Source organism: Hymenobacter actinosclerus (genome assembly GCF_900111515.1).
Taxonomy (GTDB): domain Bacteria; phylum Bacteroidota; class Bacteroidia; order Cytophagales; family Hymenobacteraceae; genus Hymenobacter; species Hymenobacter actinosclerus.
The window spans coordinates 205,531-225,880 of sequence record NZ_FOHS01000001.1; the positions used below are offsets into that span (position 1 = coordinate 205,531).

Consider the following 20,350-nt stretch of genomic DNA (forward strand, 5'->3'; position numbering starts at 1 on the left):
GCTAACTAGCCCAGGGTTTCAACCCTGGGAACCGGGATACCCGGAAATTGGAAATACTATGCCCAAAGTCCTTCGCTTACACAACAACGGCTCCCAGCAGGTGCAGGGCTGGCAGAAAACTGCCCCCGTTACGAGCACCGAAATCAACACCGTCACCGACCCGGCGGGCGGCAAGTCGCGCAACCTGGCGGTGAGCATCCCGACGCCGTTTGCGCGAATGCACCTGTTCGAGACAGCCTTTGATTTTCTGGCCCGGGAGGGCAAGAACAACCCCGGCTCGGTGTACCACGAGCTGACGACCCACTTCTGGGATTTGCTGGAGCTACTCTACAACTACCACCTCTACACCCAGGCGGGCCGCAAAATCACGCTGCGCCGCTGGAACGCGGAGGCTGAGATTCAGCGGATGCGGCAGCGCGAGCCCACCCGGCTGCTGGGCGACACGCTGCAACTGTACATGCAGGACGAGCGGTTCCGCGACTTTACCGACATGTATTTGGTGTATTACGAGTCGCCGGAATTGGCGGGCGGGCCGCGGCTGCTGGGCGGCACCTCGCCGCTGACGCTGCTCTTTACCGGCCCCGGCGTGGGCGCGCTCGATTTGGAGCGCCCCCAGGCTCGTGGTCACTACTTCGACCACCAGACGGTGTTGCTCGATGACCGGGACCCGCAATTCCGGGAGTTCGTGTACGAGCTGTTTCTGGCTTACCCGGCCTTGCAGCGCCGCGAGTTTGCGGGCAGCGTGTACGCCGGCCTCGACCGCATCAAAATCAACCAGTTGCAGATGCAGGGCGACCGGAGCGCCCAGCAGTTCGCGGCCCGCTATCCGGCCCTGGCCGACGCCCAGGGCAACCTGGTAAGCGTGAAGGGCGTGCCCCTGCCCGGCCGCGCCGACCAGTCGGCCGTGACCAGCTCCGACCTGTTTATTCAGCCCACTCGCGAAGCCGGTAACGGCCGCCCGCGCCCGCTGGTGCTGCGCCCCAACCTGACCATGCCGGGGGCTAACTACCTCAACGGTCAGCCCTGGGACGACCGTACGCCGGTGCCCTACCACGACGAGCTGGCGCTGGAAAACCGGGTGCTGCCCGGCAAGGGCTTCAAGTACCCCTACCTCACGGTGGGCGACCTGCTGGAAGATTCGTTGGTGGAACTCCCCTACGAGCTGAACACCCAGCGTTTCCACACCGGCAAAGTCACGTTCCAGTACGGGGCCGATGGGCAGGGCCGGGCGCGTTTCCCTTACCTGCTGCCCCTGAAACAGGCGTTTTTCGAGTACTTCACCGAAAACGAGCTGGCCGAGCTGCTCACCTTCACCATCGACCTGAGCCACGTGCGTGTGCAACTGCGGGTGCCGGTGCAAGGCGGGCGCTTCATTACTTTCGAGCGGAGCTACTATACCAACCCCCAGAACCCCAAGGACGCCCAGGGGCGTGAGATTCTGGAGAAGGGCCGCATTGTGAAGGCCAACGTGGGCGTGGGCGTGTTCCCGTTCTATAAGGTGCGCTACCAGCCCGAGTTTAACGACCTGTATAAGGTGATGCTGGTAGATGCCGACAACGCGCCCACCATGCTCAGCCGCCGCTACGACCTCACGTTTTTCGTGAATGGCGAGCGGATTACCGAGCAGGGCGCCGCCCGCCGCGCCACCCGCTACGAGCGCACCCAGAAAAGCGTGGCTTCGGCCGGCAGCACCTACTACGAAATCACCGGCACCCACTTCGACCTGGCCGAAATAACCTGCCCGCCCGCCACGCTGGGCGCTGAGCCGGCCCGGGGCCTGTTCGTGCCGCGCTGGCGCGAGCTGGAGCGCGGTACCCGCCGCTTTACCTTCGCCATCGACTTCGGCACCACCAACACCCACGTGGCCTACGCCGATTCGCCCTCGGCCCACCCGCGCCCGCTCACCATCGGCGAGGCCGATGTGCAGGTGGAGTGGATGCATGCGCCCGTGGGCGATGCTGGCCTCTCGGCGTCGCAACGGTACCGTACTGGGGCCGGGCAGATGTGGGACGCCATAGCTACGCTGCAAAACCGCGAGTTCGTGCCCAGCTTTATCGGCGAAGGCAGCTCAGTGTATGAGTTCCCGATTCGGACGGCAGTTTGCGAAACAACCTCATTCGCCAATGAGCCAGCTAAAGTGCTCAGTAACATCAATATTGGCTTCAGCATCAACACTGAGAATACCGCCGAGCTGCCCCAGAACCGTTTCGTGACCAACCTGAAGTGGAGCGCCGAGCTCGACCCCCAGGGCGTGTCGCGCATCGAGGCGTTCTTCAAGGAAATCCTGCTGTTGCTGCGCCACAAGGCGGCTTTGCACGGCGGTATTCTCGAAGACACCCGGGTGGTGTGGTTTGCGCCGCTGAGCTTCGACGGCTTCCTGCGCAACCAGTTCCAGCAGGTTTGGGACGAGGCCTTCCGGCAGGTGTTCAAGGCCAACCGCCCCACCATCTGCCTCACCGAATCGGTGGCGCCCTACTACTACCTCACCGCCACCAACCAGGTCGTGCCCAACCGCGACGAGAACGTGGTGAACATCGACATCGGCGGCGGTACCACCGACTTGCTGCTCTTCGCCGACCAGAAACCGGCCTACAGCACCTCGTTCCGCTTTGCCGGCGACGACCTGTGGGGCGACGGTTACGCCCGCGTGCAGGGTGCGCCCAAGCAGAACGGCCTGCTTCGCCTCGGCGTGAGCCACGTCGAAAGCCTGCCCGATTCGGAGCAGAACCAGGAGTACAAGGGCTACCTGCAGGCGGCGCTCAAAAACAACGACTTCGGCTCGGCCGACGTGACCAGCTTGCTCTTCAAGTACGACGATGCGTTGCGCTTCACCCAGGCCCTAGGCTTGGGCCGCGGCCGGCAGCTGCGGGTGCTGTTCTACCTGCACTACACGGCCATCATCTACCACACGGCCCAGCTCACCAAGCATTTCGGGCTGAAAACGCCGCGTTACCTGTGCTTCTCGGGTAAGGCCAGCCTGTACCTGCGCCTGCTGGCCGGCGGTAGCTCGCTGGTGTCCATCGAGAAGATTACGAAAGCCATTTTCCAGGCCGTAACCGGTACCGAGCCGCCCCACAATTTCCGCGTTATTCTGGCCGATAACCCCAAGGAAGCTACTACCAACGGCGGTGTGCTGTTCGAGGAGAAAACCAATACCGACTACGACAACATTCAGGCGGTGAAGCTCAGCGGCACCGTAGAAGGCGGCGAGCTGAACCAGCAGCGCCTCAAGCTGAACCAGGTGGATGCGGCCCTTAAAGACGAGGTGCTGGCCAACGTGCGCAACTACCTCACGCTGGTGCTCGAAGGCGACGAAGTGGCACCCTACCTGCGCGAAGTAGGTGTGGACGTGGACCGCCAGCGCGTGAAGGACATCCTGCTCCGCGAAATCGAGGACAGCCTCAGCCTGGGCCTACACCAGTTCCAGCGCCAGCTTTCGGCCGACGAAACCCTGCCTGAAACCCTGTTCTTCCTGCCGCTGAAGCAGGCGTTGTATAACCTGAGCCGGGAGTTGCAGGCGTAACACGTGGCCCGTTGGCCCAGGGTTGAAACCCTGGGTTATGCAGCCTCCTTCGGCTGGCCGACCTGGTTTACCGCTAACTAGCCCAGAGTTTCAACCCTGGGACCCAGGAATGCAGAATACATCTACCCCCACACCTATGACTCTTTCTCGCCGCGCTGCTTCCCTGTTCACCGGCCTGCTGCTACTGGCGTCCGGCGCTACTTCGGCCCAGACTGCCCCCGGTCAGCCCACACTTGATGAGCAGAAGGTACAGATCTGGTGTGCCGCCGCACGCTACGTGTACGATGATAATGGGCGGCCCAACCTCAAGGACAAGCTCAACTGCGGCAGCTCGCTCAAGGCGTTCGAGAACAGCATCAAGGCTGACAGCCAGAAGGTGTACAGCCTGCTCTACCAGCCCCTCGAAGGCCGTGGCACCATGTACGCCGGCCTCGCCAGCAACGACAAGCGGCTGCAGAAACTGACCTCGGAAATCATCGGTAAGCTCAAGTCGTCGGCGGCGCGGCGGGCTAACCCTGCCCGGATGGAGCGCCTGGCGACCCTCGAAACGGCCCTGAATAGCTACGTGAACAGCGGCACGCCCATCGGCGACCTGGGCGGCAACGAGCCGGCCGCCAACGCGGCCGACACTACCTCCGGCCTTGACGAGGCCACGGCTTCGGCGCCCGCCGATGCGGGGCCGGCCGACGCGGGCCTGACCAGCCGGCCAGCCGCTGCCAGCGGGGTAGGGGAAAGTGTGATGGATAAGCTGTTTGCTCCGCTGGCCTTGATTCTGGCGCTGCTTAGTCTGGTGCTGTTCTGGCTGCAGAGCCGCAAAATGGCCGACCTTGCCAGCCGTATGGGCCGGCACCGCAACGATATTGACGCCGTGAAATCGGTAGCCAGCCCCGGTACCGTGGCTGGCCAACTGACCTTGGCCCAGCGCCGGGAAGTGGAGAAAATAGTAGCCCAGCGCATAGCCGAAGAACTGGAGCAGCGCCCGTCGCAACCGGCTCCGAAGTCTGTTGCAGCCTCCACACCTGCTCCAACAGCAGCTCCAGCCACTACCGTACCTCCTGTTGCTGCGCCGACCCCCAGGCCAAAAGCTGAACCGGCAACTACGGCTGAAATGCAGGTAGCCGAGGCCCCGGCCAACCTTTCGGAAATACCGGCCCCGCCAGCGGCCATTCCGGCGGGCTCGCCCACGGCCGCCCCGCACGACGAGTTCGAGAGCCTGGTGCCGCCGGTGCAGCTGCCCGCGCCAGCTGCGCCGGAAACTGATTCGCAAGCAGCGGCCATGCCGGCTGAACCAGCTGCCCGGGCCCAGTTTACCCGCTACGTGAAGGTGCCGGTGAATGGGGCGTTTAGCGAGTATGACCTCTCCGACGAACCCCAGCACGACAGCATCTACGAGCTGCACTTCGACCCGCAGTGGCCCGAGCTGGCAACGTTCAATGTTACGCCCAACCCTGCCATTCACGCCTACGCTATCCAAAGCGCCCAGTACTCGTTGCGCGAGGCCTGCCGCTACCAGCAGCCCACCGAACCGGTTACCCGCATCGTAACCGAGGAGGAAGGCGTGCTGCGCAAAGTGGCCGGCAGCTGGCAGATTGAGCAGAAGGCCGCTATCCGGTTCGAGTAGAACGGCTTATCGTCTGTCATCCTGAGCATTCCGCGTATCAAGCGGCGACGAAGGACCTTATAACCCTAAAACGACCTTAGCTACGATTCGTTTTAGGGTTATAAGGTCCTTCGTCGCCGCTTGATACGCGGAATGCTCAGGATGACAGGTTTTTCCTGGCTACTCACGAATAGCTGTAGCTTCGTAATCTATGCTTGAAATTGCCCTTGAAGTCCTGGTGGTGCTGGTGGTGGTGGGCCTGCAGATTCGCACGTTCCTGCAAACCCGCGCCAAAACCCGCCAGCTCAGCCAGCTGTACCCGCCCCGCGAAACCCTGCGGGTGGAGCAGCGCCTCGTGCTGCCCGACGGCCGCGACCTGCCCGAATACGCCGCTGATGCCCCCGCCGACGCCTATCCGGCTACCCTGCTCAAGGCCGATAGCCCCTCGACTGAGTTCCAGGAAATCCTGCTCGACACCAACGACTACCTGCGCCACAACAAGGGCGCGGCGGCCGATTTCGGGATTCTCAAGGATATATCGGAGCGCCGCAGCCAGGTGCTCGACAACGAGGTACAGGCCAACGTTTCGACGCCCCTGTACTTAGGCCTGCTGGGCACGTTTCTGGGCGTGATTCTGGGCCTCGTGGGCATTGCCCGCAACGGAGTTTCCGACGAAAATGCGCTGACGCCCTTCCTGACCGGCGTGCTGATTGCCATGACGGGCTCGTTTGTGGGGCTGCTGCTCACGCTGCTCGGCAACGGGTTGCTGCGCGAGGCCCGCCGCCAGCTCGACGGCCGCCAGAACCAGTATTACACCGTGCTCCAGGTGCGGCTGCTGCCCATTCTGCACTCCGATATGGCCGGCAGCCTCAACAACCTCAAATCGGTGCTCGATGCCTTCAACCAGCAGTTCGTGGGCCAGGTGGACTTGTTCAACCCGCTCATGGACAAGGTGACGGCCAACATCAAGGTGCAGAGCGACTTTCTGCAGCGCCTCGACACGATTGGCTACGACAAGATGGCCGCCGCCAACATTGCCGTGTTCGACAAGGTGCGCGAGTCGGCCGAGCTGTTCGCGGCTTTCACCGGCTACCAGCAGCAGCTCAACCAGATGCTGGAAAACGGCTACCAGTCGGCCCAGAGCGTGAACGGGATTCTCGACCGGCTGCGGGGCTTCGAGAAGGGCATCAACGACCTGGGCCAGTACGTGGGCAGCGGCAACAACTCGGTGCAGCTGATGCTGGATTTCTTCCAGAAGCACCAGACCGAGCTGCGCAACCTGCGCGACCGGGCCGAGCAGCACATCGACCAGGCCGGCATCAGCCTGGCCGACATCCTCACCCAGCGCCAGAACCAGAATGAGCGCCAGGCCCAGCTGGCCTACGAAAAGTGGCAGCAGTACTACGAGCAGCTTAACGCCGACAACATCTTCGAGAAGCTCCTCAAGCAGCTGGAGCCCCTGCAAAGCCTCAATGCCCAGCAAACCGACCTCAGCCGCGACGTAACCGCCACCCAGCGCGAGCTACTCCGCAAAGTGGAGCTGGACTCCCAGATTCAGGCCAAGCTACTAGCGGAAATTTCCAACCTGAACACGGTGCTGGTGAAAGCCACATCCAAGAACCGTTTCCAGCGGTTTATGGACAGCCTGTTTGGGGGCGTAAAGCCGGTGTAATAGTAACCATATGGATACGTGCAATTATGGAGGGTATTCATAGCGTAATTGTTAATAATGAAAGATGGCAAGACGTTGCAAACCGCTTATCGAAGTTTCCATCTCACTTCTATCCTAATAAAACAGCTGAGTTGTTGAAACTGTGTCGTTCATCCAGAATCATTCGATACTTATTGCCCTGCATTAGTTTGGGCCGTTTACAATTGGAGCGATATAATGGCTATGAACGTGGGGTTGCTGATAACTTTTTGTGCCTTTATTTCCATGATGATAAATACGTTGCCTCAACCTATGATAATGAGCGTAGATGGTTTTTTGAAATTCCAGAGTTAGCAATTGAGTTTGTTGAGAGAAACGTGAAGCGAGAAGCTGTATTCTTCTAATATAATGAGAGTTATAAAATGCTGATGCGTTGATTATTGGATAAAAAATAAGGCAAAGCATCAATTGAATATATGAACAACCCCTCCTCCAACAACCGCCAAAACAACGACTTCTTCTGGCCCAGCTACGTGGACCTGATGACGTCGCTGTTCGTGGTGATGCTGGTGCTGTTCGTGTACAGCTTCAAGCTGTTTAAGGACCGCGAGGGGGAGTTGAAGCAGGCCAACGGCGAGCTGAAGGCCAAGGCCGAGGAGCTGGAGCAGATAACCAAAATCCGCCGCTCGCTGGAGCGGCTGGAAGGCAAATACTTCAAGTACGACCCCGCCAACGAGCGGCACGAGCTGCTGGTGCCGGTGCAGTTCAAAGCCGGCCGCGACGAAATCCAGGACGCTTACAAGCCCGCCCTGCTGCAGGCGGGCCGCACGTTGCGCACGGTGCTCAAAAGCATTAAAACCGACCAGCCCGTGCGCTACCTCGTGATTGTGGAGGGCATGGCCGCCCGCTACCCGGCCGGCGACCCGCGCAACCAGCGCGAGGAGCAAACCACCTACCAGCTCAGCTACCGCCGGGCGCTTAATCTGCTCAACTTCTGGAAGCAGAACGGCCTCGATTTTGGCCAGGACCGCAACATCGAGCTGATCATCGGGGGCAGTGGCTTCTTTGGCACCGGCCGCTACCAGGGCCGCCGCGAAGGCGACAACAAGCGCTTCCTGATTCAGGTGATTCCGAAAGTGGGGCGCATGCAGTAGGGGGTGCGAGGAGGCTACAGACCAGCTAGCTTTCTAGCTCTAAACCGCAGCTTCGGCTGTTCACGCTGACTAGCCCAGGGCTTCAGCCCTGGGCGCTGAGAGCCGGCTGTGGGCGCGGTTTCTTCTTCTTGTTGCGGCGGCCCCACCACACGATGGTGCCCGTAACGGGCAGGCTGGCCGAAATCAGGCTGGCCAGGAAGGCTACTATTTTGCCGCCCAGGCCCAGTAGCTGGCCGGTGTGTAGGTCGTAGTTCATGTCGGAAAACCTGGTGCCGTTGCTCTTTTGGCTGTGGGGCGTGGTGCGCAGCAGCTGGCCCGAGGTCGGGTGGAAGAAGAACTCGCTGCGGTAGTAGTAGTGCAGGGCCCGCTCGTAGGCCCAGCATTGCAGGGCCGCTTTGCCGGTGCCCGCCGGCGAGATAATTAGCATGTGGGTGCCGGGCAACTGGCGGCGGATGGTGCGGTAAGCTACGTCCGGCAGAGGCTGCGCGGCAGTGGGCACGGTTTGCAGCGTATCGATTCTGGGCGTGAGCTGCTCCGGCGCGGGCGGCCACTTGCCGTCGATGGCGAATACCGTGACGTTGAGCATCCAGGGATACATCATGAATAAACCCGACAGGGCCAGCACCAGCGCAATGCTGGCCACGTAGAAGCCCAGCACGTTGTGCAAATCGTAGTTCACGCGCCGCCAGCGGGCGCCCCACTTCACGGTGAAACGCTGCTTACGCTCCTGTTTCCGCTTGGGCCACCACAGCACAATGCCCGTGCCCAGCATCACCACAAAAATGCTGATGCCAATGCCCACCACCCATTTGGCCACCGCCTCGGGCAGCAGCAGGTGCATGTGGATTTCCTGCACGATGGTGAAGAAGTGAGTGCGCAAATCCTGCTCGTGCAGCACCCGCCCGGTATAGGGGTTCAGGTATACCTGAATGGGCGCCCCCGACTTATCAGTAAAAAACACGGTGGCCGAACGCTCGGGCCCGAAGTAGGTAAACCACGTATCCCGGGCGGCAATGCCGGGGTGCGTGGCCAGCGCCGCCGCCTGCAAACGCGAGGGCAGCAGGGGCGCCGTGGCCTGCACCTCCACTTTGCGCCAGGGTTCCGTCAGGTCCCGGATTTCGTCCTGAAACACGAATATGGCCCCCGTGATGCTCACAATGAACACAATCAGTCCCGAGGACAGCCCCAGCCACAGGTGCAGCTTACCGCTGATTTTCTTGAACGTCATGGGGTAGTCGGGTTGATTGGTGGCCGGTTGGGCGGCGGTAGTAGGGGAGGAGCAGCTGCCGGCTGAGCATCCAGCCAGCGTAGCAGATGGCGCAGCCGGCACAGCTGGTGGTCGGGGGTGAGGTGGCAGAGCCGGCAGCCCGCGCAGCTCCAGGCCGGCATGGCGGCGTGCGGTTCGGGCGGCTGGCGCGGGCTGCTCATCGGGCTAAAACTTGTAGGCGATGCTGCCGATAATGCTGCGCAGCTTCTGCGGGTTCATGGTGGTGTAGCCGGTCCAGTACTGCTTGTCGGTGAGGTTGTCGACCTTGGCCGAGAGGCGGTAGCGGGGCTGGTCGTAGAACAGGCTGGCGTTGAGAATGGTGTAGCTGGGCAGCGTAAATACGTTGGTGCTGGTGTTCTGCACCCGGTTCTCGTTGGCGTAGTTGCCCCCGAAACCGGCCCCCAGGCCCTGCAACGGGCCGGTCGGCTGGCGGTAGCTCAGCCAGGCGTTGGCCACAATGGGCGAGGAGGCCGTGTTGGGCCGGCGGCCGTCCACGGTTTCATCCTGAGTTTCAAACTTCGAGTCGTTGTAGGCAAAGCCGCCCACCACGTTCAGGCCCGGCAGCGGGTTGGCCACCACGCTTACCTCTATGCCCTTGCTGCGCTGGTTGGCATCCTGGGCGCTGATGGCCTGAAAATCGGCATTGTAGCTGACCACGCGCAGGCGGTCCTTCACGTAAATATCGTAGTAGCTCACTGTGGCGCTGAGGCGGCCGCCGGCGGCATCCAGCTTCACACCGCCCTCCCACTGGTTGGCGCGCTCGGGCCGGGCTACCAGGCTACTGCCGCCGCCGTTCAGGTACACACCCAGGTTCTGAAAGCTGTTCTGGTAGTTGGCAAACACGCTCACCCGGTCTTTCACTGGCTGGTACACGGCCCCGAACTTGGGCGAGAAGGCCGTTTGGGCGTACGCCGCTACCGGCGAGTACAGCAGCCCGCCCTTGTTGTCGAAGTGGTCGATGCGCAGCGCGGCCAGCACGCTCAGCCGGTCGGTCAGGTTCAGCACGTCCGATACGAAGGCGCTGTAGGTGTTGGTAATGGTCGTAATCAGGTACTGGCCGGGGGGCTGGGCCGCGTACTTGGCCGCCACGCTCGGGCCATTGAAGCCGCGGATGATGCTGCCGGGGGCACTAAGCGAAATCGTATCGATGTTGCCGCCCAGGAAAGTCACGTCGGAGGTCACGCGCAGGAAGTCGAGGCCCACCACCATGCGGTTGCGCAGGTTGCCTACCCGGAAGTCGCCGTTGAGCAGCTGCTGGGCCTCGAACACGGTGCGCTGGCTGTTGTCGGTCGATTGGTCGGCGCGCACCAGCCGGTTGTTGGGCAGCAGGTAGAAGTAGGGGTTGAAGCCGTTGGAGTAGCTGTGGCTGCTGGTGAGGTAGGTGGTGGTGGTGAAGGCGGGCGAAATGCGGTACTGCACCTGCCCGAACAGGTTGGTGCTGCGCGTATCCTGGGTCAGGCCCGCGCCCTGGTACGACTGCCGGTAGTTGAGCGGCGCCTTATCGGCCCGGTCGAAGCCCAGCGCCGCCGAGGGCTCATAGAAGAAGATAACCTGCTTGCCCACGTTGGTGCCCTTGTAAATCTCGGCGTCCACGTTCACCGTCAGCCGCTCGGAGGGCCGGAATTGCAGGCTCGGGGCCACGGCCAGGCTTTTGGTGAAGCCCGGCGAGTCGAGGTTCTGGAAGCTGTCTTCGTAGGTGTAGGCTGTGTTGAGGCGGAAGGCCAGCGTTTTGGGCTGCCCGGCCGGAGCCGAAGCATCCACCAGGTTCACGTCGGCCGATACGCGGTGGAAGCCGTAGGAGCCGGCCGCCACGTTCACTTCGCCCCCGAATTCATCGAGCGGCTTCTTGGTTACGCGGTTCAGCAGGCCGCCGTACGAGGTAAGCGAGCTGCCGAACAGCGTGGCCGAGGGACCCTTAATCACCTCCAGTTTTTCGAGGTTGATGGCGTCGATGTCGCTGGTGACGTTGCCGGCCACGCCGTTGCGCAGCTGGCTCGACACGATGAAACCCCGGCTGCCATAGAACGCGCCGCCGTCGCCGCCGCGGCCGGTGGCGTCCCACATTTTCTGCACGCCCGGAGCATTGCGCGTGGCGTCGTCCACCGAAAACACCAGCTGCTCCGCCAGTAGCTCTTTGCCCACCGTGGCGTACACCTGCGGGTTTTCGAGGTTGCTGAGCGGCATCTTACCCACGTACTCGCTGGCCTTGCGGGCGAACTTATTGGTGCGGTTGCCGCTGATAACCACTTCCCGGAGCTGCTCGGCGTTTTCGGCCAGCACGAAGTCCACGGCCGTGGCCTGGCCGTCGCGCACGGTTACCGGCTGCTCGGTCGTTTTCAGGCCCACGGCCGACACCACCACCGTGTACTGCCCGTCGGCCACACGCTCAATGGCGTACTCGCCCCGGCCGTTGGTAATGGCTCCCTGGTTGTGGCCTTTCAGCCCCACCGTTACCGATTCGGCCGGGCGGCCATCGATGGTGGTAACGCGGCCCCGAATGGTGGCCGTTTGCTGAGCCTGCACGGTGAGGGCGCAAAACAGCGCGGCAGAAGTGAGGCCCAGCAGGCGAAGATGAAACATGTCGGTTGTTTAGAATGAATCTTAATTGCTGCAAAGAAAGGCGAGAAATGTTATTTAGAAAAATTATGAATAAAAATAAGTCTGCTACCTGTCCTGTTGAAAGGCGGGCAGGGCGGGGCGGTGGGGCACGGAATTCGGATCCCCGGGGGCATCTGCCAAACTTGTCGGCTATCTTCGGCTTTCACCCCTACTTGTTTCTTCCCATGCGCACTCTTACCATTCCGCTGCTGGCGTTGGCCGGCCTGGCCGCCTGCCGCTCCTCCCAGCCAACTGGGCCAACCGCGGCCACTCCCGACGTTAAAACCGCCGCTCCCACTTCTGCCAAGTTCGTGCTCAACTACCCCGAAACCCGCAAATCCGACCAGAAAGACGACTATTTCGGCACTACGGTAGCCGACCCTTACCGCTGGCTCGAAGACCCCGATGCACCCGAAACCAAGAGCTGGGTGACGGCCGAAAACAAGGTGACGTTCGGCTACCTGGAGCAGATTCCGTTCCGCGACAAAATCCGCGAGCGGCTGACTACGCTCTGGAACTATGAGAAGTTCGGCATCCCGCACCAGGAGGGCAACCAGCTGTATTTCAGCAAGAACGACGGCCTCCAGAACCAGGCCGTGCTCTACGTGCAGCAGGGCGACGGCACCCAGGGCCAGCCCGACGTGCTGCTCGACCCCAACAAGTTCTCGGCCGATGGCACCACGGCCCTGGCCGGCACCTACTACTCCAACGACCAGCGCTACATGGCCTACGCCACCAGCGGCGGCGGCTCCGACTGGCAGACGATGAAGGTGCTCGACCTGAAAACCCGCCAGCCGCTGGCCGACCAGCTCGACTGGGTGAAGGTGTCGGGCGCGGCCTGGTACAAGAACGGCTTCTTTTATAGCCGTTACGACGCGCCCAAGGCTGGCGAAAACAAGCTGGCCGGCAAAAACGAGTTCCACAAGGTGTACTACCATCAGCTGGGCAAGCCCCAAAGCACCGACCGGCTGGTATACGAGGACCCCAAAAGCCCGCTGGGCTTCCGCACCGTGGGCACCACCGACGACGAGCGGTTCCTGGTGCTCTACCTCACCGATGGCAAGGCCGACGGCAACCGCATCTCAGTGCGCGACCTGACCGACCGGCGGCAGGAGGGAAGCTTTACGTCTATCATCACGAGCTACGAGCACAATAACTCGGTGGTCGGCAACGTGGGCGGGCAGCTGCTGGTGCTCACCAACAACGGCGCGCCCAACTACCGCGTCGTGCTCATCGACCCCAAAAAGCCCCAGGAGAAAAACTGGAAAACCGTGCTGCCCGAAACCCAGCAGAAGCTGGAGGGCGTCGACCACGTGGGCGGCTACCTGGTGGCCTCGTACCTGAAGGACGCCAGCAGCCTGATTAAAGTGTACACCGAGAAGGGCGAGTTCAAGCACGATGTGGCCCTGCCGGCCATCGGCACGGCCTCGGGCTTCGGCGGCAAGCGCGATGCCAAGCAGGTGTACTACGCCTTCACCTCGTTCACCTACCCCACCACCATCTATAAGTACGACCTGGCCACCAACACCAGCACCGTGTTCCGGGCCCCGAAGGTGGATGTAAACCCGCCGGATTACGTCACGACCCAGGTTTTCTACCAGAGCAAGGACGGCACCAAGGTGCCCATGTTCATCACCCACAAGAAGGGCCTCAAGCTCGACGGCCAGAACCCGACTTACCTGTATGCCTACGGCGGCTTCAACATCTCGCTCACGCCCAGCTTCTCGGTGGCCCGCATGCTGTGGCTCGAAAACGGGGGCGTGCTGGCCATTCCGAACCTGCGGGGTGGCGGCGAGTACGGCGAAGCCTGGCACCAGGCCGGCATGACGCCCAAAAAGCAGAACGTGTTCGACGACTTCATTGCCGCCGCCGAGTACCTGAAGGTGCAGGGCTACACCAGCGCCGACCGCCTCGCCATTGCCGGCGGCTCGAACGGCGGCCTGCTGGTGGGCGCTACCATGACCCAGCGCCCCGACCTGTGCAAAGTGGCCTTCCCGGCCGTGGGCGTGATGGATATGCTGCGCTACCAGAAGTTCACCATCGGCTGGAACTGGGCCCCCGAGTACGGCACCTCCGACAACTACGAGCAGTTCCAGAACCTGTACAAGTTCTCGCCGCTGCACAACCTGAAGCCGGCCGCCTACCCCGCCACCATGATTACCACCGCCGACCACGACGACCGCGTGGTGCCAGCCCACTCGTTTAAATACGCCGCCGCTCTGCAAGCCGCCAACACCGGCCCCAACCCCCAGCTCATCCGCGTCGACGTCAACGCGGGCCACGGCGCCGGCAAAAGCACCAAGCTTCAAATCCAGGAGTGGGCCGACGTCTGGTCCTTCGCCTTCTACAACATGGGCGTTCAGCCGTTTAGCAAGTAAGTTGTCAGTTGTTGGTTGTCAGTTGTCAGGCCGTTTATTTAATGGTACTGACAACTGACAACCAATAACTGACAACTCATTTACCGTATCTTTGCGGCTGCAAACCGCGTAACTGCTTTCGTCTTTCTCTTTCTGATATGAAAAAAATATCCCTGCTCGGCCTGCTGGCCGGTTCGCTGCTGCTCTCCGCCACTTCGTGTAGCAACCCCGATAATAAGCGGGACGAAGACATGACCGTGAAGCCCCTCGAATACCCCGCACCGGTAGATACAACCGGCGGCAAAACCGATGCTACGCGCGAAATCAACGCGGTCAACGCCACCGAATCCATCAAGAAAATGCAGCCGGTGATGTAATTGCCCCTTTCTGGCCAACAGCAAAAAGAGCAGCGTACCCACCGGGGCGCTGCTCTTTTCGCGTTAAGGCCTCTATCTTAGGAGTGGCCGACGGGCCCCGGACAAAGAGCACTCGCGTGCGCTTCTTCCTTTCAAAGGGCCGCATTTTACGGACGCTTCTCACTTCTCACTTCTCCATCCATGTTTATTCGCCGGGGCCGGGAGGCCGACTTGCCGCAGGTGCTGGCCCTGATTCAGGAGCTGGCCGAGTATGAAAAGGCCGCCAACGAAGTCACGAACACGCTGGCCGATATGCAGCGCGACGGGTTTGGCCCCGAGCCCATCTTTGGCTTTTTCGTGGCCCTGGAAGTGCCCGAGGGGCCCATTGTGGGCATTGCGCTCTACTACACCGCCTACTCGACCTGGAAGGGCCGGATGCTGTTTCTGGAAGACCTGGTCGTGACCGAGGCCATGCGCGGCACCGGCCTGGGCCGCCGGCTGTTCGAGGCCGTGGTGGCCGAAGCGCGCCATACCGGGGCGCACCGCCTCCGCTGGCAGGTGCTGGACTGGAACGAGCCGGCCATTGGCTTCTACAAGAAGCTGGGCGCTAACCTCGACCCCGAGTGGTACAACGGCAACCTCACCGCCGAGCAAATTCAGGATTTCCCCTGCGACCCGGCTGTGGAAGCGGCCGTGCGGGAAGAATAGGGGGTAACGTGGCCCGGACTTCAGTCCGTAGCCCGCTGGTTTGGCCGTTCCAACCAGCGTGCTACGGACTGAAACGCTTAGTGTGAGTTAGAATTAGCAGCTAAAAAACTAGCTCCCCTCCTTGGAAAGGAGGGGCTGGGGGTGGTTGATTAGCGTTGAACGGAGGCTAGAAACTAGCTCTAATCATCGTTCCTGCATCCTCAACCACCCCCAGCCCCTCCTTGGAAAGGAGGGGAGCTAGTGGCTAGTTTTTAACTCATGCCAAGCATTGAAGGCCGGGCCACGTTTTCCACCATTAGCCAAGCACTTCCAGCATGGTGCGGAAAGAAGCGTAGCGGCCGCCGAAGTGGCGGTCCATATCGGCAATCAGGGCGGGGGCGGCCACTTGCTGGTAGGTTTCGAGCTGCTCCCGGCTCACGGCATAGTACTGCGAGGCGTAGGTGATGCCGCCTTCCTCTTCATCGAGCATCCGGCAAAGCTGGGCCTTCAGGAAGAAGCCGGTAGCCAGCACTTCCGGCATGTGGGTGTCCTGCATGTAGGCCAGCCACTGGTCGGCAATTTCCGGGTCGAGGCTGGTGGTTACGTTGTATAAAATCATGGCTGGTTGGGGCCGGGGAATAGGGTTGAAAGGAACGTTGCGCTATTTCGGGGCGAATGGCCCGAAATAGCGCAACGCAAAAGTCAGCTAAAAAATCCTGAAGCCGGCATTTTTAACGCCAGGGCCTGCTGGTTGCCGGCCAACCGCCGGCCCCCTAATCAAACGCGCATATGGTCGAAGTGGAAATCCTGGATGCGGGCCTGAATGTCTTTCGACGACAGGTTTTCGCGGATGGCGGCCTGGGTGAGCTCGGCCAGCTCGGCGTCGCCGGCGAATCGCAGGGCCAGAATCTGGCCGAGCTTTAGTTTGTCTTCGAGCGGGCGCAGGCTCTGGCCGGTTACCTCGAAGTAGCGCTGGCGCACTTCCAGGCGCAGCAGCCGGTCTTGCAGCGTGAGGGCGTAGTGCTGGCGCAGCATCAGCAGCACCCCGAAGCCAACGACGGCCAAGGCAGCCACCGTAAACCAGAGGCGGGAAATTTCGGAGTCGTCGCCGGCCACATCAAGGTAGCGCCGCACGCCGTAGATGGCCAGAATGAGGGCCGCCGGCAGCAGCACAAAGTGGTGCCAGGGGTAAAACATGGGCTTGTTCTTGGTCGGTTTGGCGGCCATAGGATGCGGGTTGAGGAGAAATGGGTGAACTGCTGATACGCAAAAACGCCGGCCAATGGCCGGCGTTTAGGTTTTCTGTTGGTTCAGGCGCGCAACAGCCACGCTTTGAAAGGCGCGCCACCCGCAAGCGGGGGCGGCCGGCTGTCTTACTTGAACGACAGCGGCACAATGAGTTTCACGCTCAGGTTGCGGCCCATGTTGAACACGCCCGGCCGGCCGGTGGCGTAGTTTACGTCGGTGTACTTGAGGCGGCTCAGGTGGTTCTGGTAGGCTACATCGAACACGTTATTGAGCGTCAGGTAAAGCGAGAACAGCGTGCGGTCTTTGGCCGACACCACATCGGAGCCCAGCCCCAGGTTTACCAGCGTGTAGCCGGCCGTGCGGGTTTCGGTATCGAAGGCTGAGAAGATGCGGTTCTGGGCGAAATTGTGCTCCAGCGCCGTACGGGCGTACAGGTTGCGCAGCCGCGAGCCGCCCACCTTGGCAAAGTTCACCCGCAGCTCCGACTGAAACCGGTCGGCCGGAATAAACGGCAGGTGGCGCTGGCCGGCGGGCTGGCCCAGCTGCACGGCCCGCACCAGCGAAAACGAGTTTTCGAAGTGCAGCCAGTCGAGCGGGTGGGGGTGCAAATCGAGGCTGATTTCGCCGCCCGCCAGCCGCGCATCGCCCTGCCCGTAGCGGAACACCCGGTCGCCCTCCACCGACAGCGAGTCGCCGCCGCCGGCCGCTCCCAGCACGCTCGGGAATATGTAGTTGCTGATGCGGTTACGGAACGCGTCGACCGACAAATCCACGTGCTCGGAGGTGAAGGCCAGGCCGCCATCGAGCTGGAAGCTGGTTTCGGCCCGCAGGTTGGGCTCCCCGATTTCGTAGCGCACGGTGCCCTCGTGCTTGCCGTTCGAGCCCAGCTCGGCAATGTTGGGCGCCCGAAAGCCGCGGGCCGCGTTGGCCTTAAGCACCAGGTTCTCGCCCAGCGAATACGACCCGCCCAGGCTGCCGCTCACGTTGCGGAAGGTGCTCGTGAAGCCCCCGAACTTGGTTTCGCCTTGCCCGGCGGGCACCGGCTGCCCGTCGGCGTCCAGGTACAGCGCGTCGGCCTTGATGCGGCGCAAATCGTAGCGCAGGCCCCCGCTTACATCGAGCCGGCCGAAGCTCTTTTTGGTTACGCCGAACAGGCCGCCATCGAGCAGCCTATAGGCCGGAATCAGGAACTCCACGCCCCTGTTCTGGTTTTCCTGCTGCATCCCGCTCACGCCAAACGTGGTGTTCCAGCCGTTCATCTCGGGCAGAAACCAGCGCACGGCGTAATCCACGGTGCGCAGCTGGAAGAAGAGCGAGGTTTCGGCCGGCACCAGCGCGTTGCCGAACTCCCGGCGCAGGTTCTGCTGCCACCCCAGGTTGGCCGTCAGCCGGTGCCGGCCCAGAATAAAGCTGTTGTCGAGGCCGATGCGCAGGTGGTTGACCTGCTGGCGGGGCACGGCCAGACCGTAGCCGCGCAAATCGGCGTCGGAAACCGGTACGTCGGTTAGCTCGTCGCCGGCGGCCGTGGGCACTTCTTTCAGGAAACGGCCCGTCAGCGAGTCGCGGGCGCCCTCAATCAGGCCCAGCTGCTGGTTGAAGGAGTTGAAGGTGAGGTGCGAGTAGCCCCAGCTTTTGTTCAGGCCCACGTAGCCGCTGCCGTCCAGCTCCCGGAAGCCCGAGTTGTACACCCGGCCGTCGTAGCGGTTGCGGTAGTTGCCGGCCAGCTTGCCCGAGCCGCGCAGCTGCCAGTTCAGGCCGTTCAGGTTGCCCGCGTTCCAGAGCGAATAGCCCTGCTGCTGGTTGTTGGCCTGGTAGGTGGCGGCCACGGCACCCAGCACCCGGCCCTCGGCCACGGGCTCGGGGGGCAGAAAGTTGATGACGCCCGCCAGCCCGTCGGAGCCATACAGCAACGAGCCCGGCCCTTTGATAATCTCGGCCCTATCGATGCTGAACTCGTCGATTTCGATGCCGTGCTCATCGCCCCACTGCTGGCCCTCCTGCTTGGCGCCGTTGTTGAGGGTGATGACGCGGTTGGACCCCAGCCCCCGGATAACGGGCTTGCTGATAGCGGCCCCCGTCGTAAGCTGGTTCAGACCGGGCACGTGGGCCAGCGCATCCACAGCGTTGGTGGCCGAGCTTTGCTGCAACTGGCTTTGGCCGACTACGGTAGTGGGCACCGGCGAGCGGCGCAGTTCCGTGCTGGCCGACACGCCCGTTACCACCACCTGCCCGATTTCGGTGGCCGTGGGTTCCAGCGCCATATTCAGCGCCGCGCCCGCGCCCGTATCTACGGTGCGGGCCACCGTCGAGTAACCAACGAAGCGCACCTGCATCAGAAACCGGCCCCGGGGCAGGTCGGCGAAGCTGAACCGGCCGTCCTCGTCGGTGGCCGTAGCCTGGCGCAGGTCGGGGAAGTAAATGGTAGCCCCGGGCAGGGGCTCGCCGGTAGCCGCGTCGGTAACGCGGCCCGTGACGGGCGCATTGGCCGCGGCGCGTGTCGGAGCCGGCATGGAAGTCTGGGCCACAGCCAGGCCCGAGCCGAGCGCCAGGCTCGTCGTGATAAAAAACTTAAGCATAAAAGCAGAAAACGGAGGAGACCAGCAGCCAACGAAGTGACGCAGCTGCTACGCGACCAGCTAATGGTCAAGCGCTAGCAGGCGCATCACCCGCCACAAATGGCCGGTCACCTCAGGAAGTAAAATGGAAAGCAGCCTGGCAAGGCCGTAGCGCCGCTAAAAGCAGCCCAACGCGCACCAGCAGCACAGTGCCATCCTCAAAAAGACAGTATTCGGCCCACCAAAGAGCCCGGCTCGCATAGCCTCACTAAGCACTAAGCACGAGAGGCGGGCCGCGCGAATCGGCCGTGGCGCGGGTGGCCGAGTGCCACACCGAGAAAGCGGGCAGCGAGCGGGCCAGCAGGTAGCCCACGGGCGCCGCTGGCAGCACGAGCGGGGCCGGCGGCTGAAAAGCCGCGTTGAAAAAATGGTCGACCGCGCAGTGCTGGTGCTGGCTGCTGACTATGGCCTTGCGGCTGCCCGCCGGGCCGGCCTCCAGCGGGGCATCAACGGTATGCTGGTGCTCGTGCAGCGCCAGAATCCAGGCGTCGGGTACCTGCACCCGCGCAAAGCACAGGAGCAGCACCAAAGCCAGCCGGGACCGAAGAGCGCGCATCAGCAGAACGAGACGAATGAGGGCTAAATGTACGGCAAATTGCCCGACTGCCACCTCCCCGGCCGCCATTGGGCACGAACCCAAGGGCAATAGAATAACTGGATTTTAGGCTGTGCCGGACCGTTGGCGAAACGCAGCGAATAGCCTAAGCACAAATGGAATAGTTGTATTTCGTTGAATTTAAGGCCTTCTGAAAAATTTGTATTTGTAGAATGCGGCACGAACTGTAATATTGTATCCTCGTTTTGATATATGTAGTGGTGACGGGAGTTAATCAGGTGTGGAAGAGATGGAGGTTGAAACGCTGAAAAGCCCCTTGGTAGTAAGATACGAGCGAAATGCGGCGCTGCTGCATGCGCAGTGGCAGTTTCTGTCGGCCCCGCACCGGGCTCCATCGGCCCTGCAAAGCCTGCTGACGGCTGCGGCTGCTCCGCGGGTGCGCGACTGCCTCTTGGATTTACGGCATATGCCCGACCTGGCCTCCATGGGTCAGCCGCAGACGGAATACCATTTACTGGTGCAGCTGGCCTCACTGCCGCTCCAGCACTTGGCCTTGGTATTTAAGGCTGATTGGCAGCATGAGGCCCTGCTCGCCGCTACCGACTACCTGGCGCCCACCTACGAAGTGCAGGTGTTCGATGATGACGCTACGGCCCTCGACTGGCTCCGGCAAACCGGCGAAGGCTATCGGGGCCGGGGTGGGAGCATGGGGCCGCTGTCAAACTGACAGCCAAAGCC

The 20,350-nt window shown here is 62.0% G+C and carries 15 protein-coding genes; 8 read left to right on the top strand and 7 right to left on the bottom strand.

Translation table 11 applies throughout. The annotated features are described in order from the left end of the window. Positions 1-58: 58 nt before the first annotated feature. From BMY67_RS00890 to BMY67_RS00905, 4 genes are all read left to right on the top strand, one after another. A complete protein-coding gene (locus tag BMY67_RS00890; RefSeq protein ID WP_092767414.1) occupies positions 59-3,523 on the top strand; it encodes a hypothetical protein in 3,465 nt (1,154 codons plus the stop codon). 136 nt (positions 3,524-3,659) lie between these two features. After that, positions 3,660-5,144 carry a hypothetical protein gene (locus BMY67_RS00895; protein ID WP_092767416.1) on the top strand — a complete coding sequence of 495 codons (1,485 nt, stop codon included), beginning with the start codon at positions 3,660-3,662 and terminating at the stop codon, positions 5,142-5,144. Between the two features lie 190 nt (positions 5,145-5,334). Further along, positions 5,335-6,795 (top strand): hypothetical protein, encoded by a 1,461-nt coding sequence (locus BMY67_RS00900; protein WP_092767418.1) that lies wholly within the window; start codon positions 5,335-5,337, stop codon positions 6,793-6,795. A gap of 455 nt (positions 6,796-7,250) precedes the next feature. After that, positions 7,251-7,928, top strand: coding sequence for a hypothetical protein (locus tag BMY67_RS00905; protein ID WP_092767420.1), 678 nt, complete (start codon positions 7,251-7,253; stop codon positions 7,926-7,928). 82 nt (positions 7,929-8,010) lie between these two features. Here the strand turns inward: BMY67_RS00905 and BMY67_RS00910 are convergent, their stop codons facing one another. The 3 genes from BMY67_RS00910 to BMY67_RS00915 are packed head-to-tail and all read right to left on the bottom strand — an operon-like array spanning position 8,011 to position 11,775. Next, positions 8,011-9,156 carry a PepSY-associated TM helix domain-containing protein gene (locus BMY67_RS00910; protein WP_092767422.1) on the bottom strand — a complete coding sequence of 382 codons (1,146 nt, stop codon included), beginning with the start codon at positions 9,154-9,156 and terminating at the stop codon, positions 8,011-8,013. Continuing rightward, entirely contained in the window at positions 9,153-9,356 is a 204-nt protein-coding gene (locus BMY67_RS18735) for a hypothetical protein (RefSeq protein ID WP_143069653.1), read from the bottom strand. The genes BMY67_RS00910 and BMY67_RS18735 overlap by 4 nt, the downstream gene beginning before the upstream one ends. 4 nt (positions 9,357-9,360) lie before the next feature. Further along, positions 9,361-11,775, bottom strand: a complete 2,415-nt coding sequence (locus tag BMY67_RS00915) for a TonB-dependent receptor (RefSeq protein ID WP_092767424.1) — start codon at positions 11,773-11,775, stop codon at positions 9,361-9,363. 203 nt (positions 11,776-11,978) lie between these two features. Between BMY67_RS00915 and BMY67_RS00920 the strand changes: the two genes are divergently transcribed. The 3 genes from BMY67_RS00920 to BMY67_RS00930 all read left to right on the top strand — a co-directional run bounded on the left by BMY67_RS00920 (position 11,979) and on the right by BMY67_RS00930 (position 15,214). Then, a complete protein-coding gene (locus BMY67_RS00920) occupies positions 11,979-14,171 on the top strand; it encodes a prolyl oligopeptidase family serine peptidase (protein ID WP_092769517.1) in 2,193 nt (730 codons plus the stop codon). 137 nt (positions 14,172-14,308) lie between these two features. Next, positions 14,309-14,527 carry a hypothetical protein gene (locus BMY67_RS00925; protein ID WP_092767425.1) on the top strand — a complete coding sequence of 73 codons (219 nt, stop codon included), beginning with the start codon at positions 14,309-14,311 and terminating at the stop codon, positions 14,525-14,527. A gap of 180 nt (positions 14,528-14,707) precedes the next feature. Further along, on the top strand, positions 14,708-15,214 hold the full coding sequence (locus tag BMY67_RS00930) for a GNAT family N-acetyltransferase (protein WP_092767427.1): 507 nt from the start codon (positions 14,708-14,710) through the stop codon (positions 15,212-15,214). Positions 15,215-15,509: 295 nt separating this feature from the next. Here BMY67_RS00930 and BMY67_RS00935 read toward each other — a convergent pair whose 3' ends face one another. From BMY67_RS00935 to BMY67_RS00950, 4 genes are all read right to left on the bottom strand, one after another. Next, positions 15,510-15,812, bottom strand: coding sequence for a DUF4286 family protein (locus tag BMY67_RS00935; RefSeq protein ID WP_092767429.1), 303 nt, complete (start codon positions 15,810-15,812; stop codon positions 15,510-15,512). Between the two features lie 158 nt (positions 15,813-15,970). Next, complete coding sequence (locus tag BMY67_RS00940; RefSeq protein WP_092767431.1) at positions 15,971-16,420, bottom strand: DUF6526 family protein; 450 nt, start codon at positions 16,418-16,420, stop codon at positions 15,971-15,973. Positions 16,421-16,566: 146 nt separating this feature from the next. Then, positions 16,567-19,017, bottom strand: a complete 2,451-nt coding sequence (locus tag BMY67_RS00945; RefSeq protein ID WP_092767433.1) for a TonB-dependent receptor — start codon at positions 19,015-19,017, stop codon at positions 16,567-16,569. Positions 19,018-19,264: 247 nt separating this feature from the next. After that, positions 19,265-19,612 carry a hypothetical protein gene (locus BMY67_RS00950; protein ID WP_143069654.1) on the bottom strand — a complete coding sequence of 116 codons (348 nt, stop codon included), beginning with the start codon at positions 19,610-19,612 and terminating at the stop codon, positions 19,265-19,267. A 316-nt stretch (positions 19,613-19,928) separates the two neighbouring features. Here BMY67_RS00950 and BMY67_RS00955 point away from each other — a divergent pair, with 316 nt between their 5' ends. Beyond that, positions 19,929-20,339: an STAS/SEC14 domain-containing protein gene (locus tag BMY67_RS00955; protein WP_177189635.1), complete on the top strand. Its 411-nt coding sequence runs from the start codon at positions 19,929-19,931 to the stop codon at positions 20,337-20,339. Positions 20,340-20,350: the final 11 nt, after the last annotated feature.